The 1,038-nt window shown below is 41.9% G+C and carries 2 protein-coding genes; one reads left to right on the top strand and one right to left on the bottom strand.

Annotated features, from left to right (window positions below; genetic code table 11):
- Positions 1-364 precede the first annotated feature (364 nt).
- Positions 365-799 (bottom strand): hypothetical protein, encoded by a 435-nt coding sequence (locus F6K53_RS45270; protein ID WP_366511462.1) that lies wholly within the window; start codon positions 797-799, stop codon positions 365-367.
- Between the two features lie 32 nt (positions 800-831).
- Between F6K53_RS45270 and F6K53_RS45265 the strand changes: the two genes are divergently transcribed.
- Positions 832-1,038, top strand: a 207-nt coding sequence (locus F6K53_RS45265) for a hypothetical protein (RefSeq protein ID WP_293087728.1), incomplete at its 3' end; no start/stop codon positions are given.

Here is a 1,038-nt window from a genome sequence, read left to right as displayed (position 1 = left end):
CAAACTTAGTAGTCCGGATAGCTTCGTCTATGGATTGATATTGCGCTTTTTTTCCGTATACCTTGAACTCAAGTATGATCATCAGAACTCGACCTCTTCTGTTAGACTATTATTCTAACAAGGATAGCACAAATTAGCAAGTATTTTCTCTATATTTTTCACGGCGACTAAAGTCGCAGCGAGCCTACATCCCGGAGACAAAACCTGATTAATAGTGGAGCATTATTACAAAAACCTTCAAACTTTTACTCATAACCTGCCGAATATAAAGGCTCCACTATCCTTGCGGTAAATTATAACCCAGTTTTAAAACACGGGGTTTTGGCTTGTGGGAGTTCCCATAATAAAGGGATAACTTCTAACTTCAAAACGTCTTTGCCGAATGGGTTAGTGGATCAAACTCAAATCGCTTATCGTAGTTGGTTTCTCCGTAAATATTAAAGGTAATTGTTGGTTCATCTCCCATTGCTTCCACACTATGGATTGCATCAGAGGTAAAACTAATAATATCTCCAGGAAATAGGATTTTTTCCCCTACTTGTTCGATGCGATCGCGAAAATCAGGGTCATCAGTACGCCGCCAAAAGGTGTTTTTTTCCTGGCCACTGATCACCGCTACTATTCCCCATGTACCATGGTTGTGAATCGGAGAAACTCCCACAACCAATACTGCTCCTGGTGAGAGTACTACAGAGGAAGGCAATCCTTGTGCTGGTAAAAAAAATCCTTGTGCAAGTAAAAAGAATCCTTGTGCAAGTAAAAAGAATCCTTGTGCCGCTAAATAAGCTTCGTTAATCATCTACACCGATGATCACCGGTACCTAAGATGCTGTGATCATCGGTGGATTTGCCCCTATTGCTGCTAGTGTGATGGCAGCTTGGGATGTCCCTGGGGATACTACCTGGGGATACTACCTGGGAATACTAGCATATTACTTAATTGCTGCCTCGCTGATCTCTGTGCCAGCTGCCCTTCCCTTTACCTGTAGGGGTTCTATGGAATCTGATCCTAATAACTTTGAACAAAAGTTTGACAGA

Origin of the sequence: Moorena sp. SIO4A1 (genome assembly GCF_010672065.1) — a bacterium.
Classification (GTDB): domain Bacteria; phylum Cyanobacteriota; class Cyanobacteriia; order Cyanobacteriales; family Coleofasciculaceae; genus Moorena.
The sequence above is the reverse complement of the archived record's forward strand: the minus strand, read 5'-3'. Positions and strand labels throughout refer to the sequence as shown.

What these genes read in the sequence shown, in the direction of transcription:
- F6K53_RS45270 (WP_366511462.1), bottom strand. Translation starts at nt 799, where the DNA reads ATGATTAACGAAGCTTATTTAGCGGCACAAGGATTCTTTTTACTTGCA.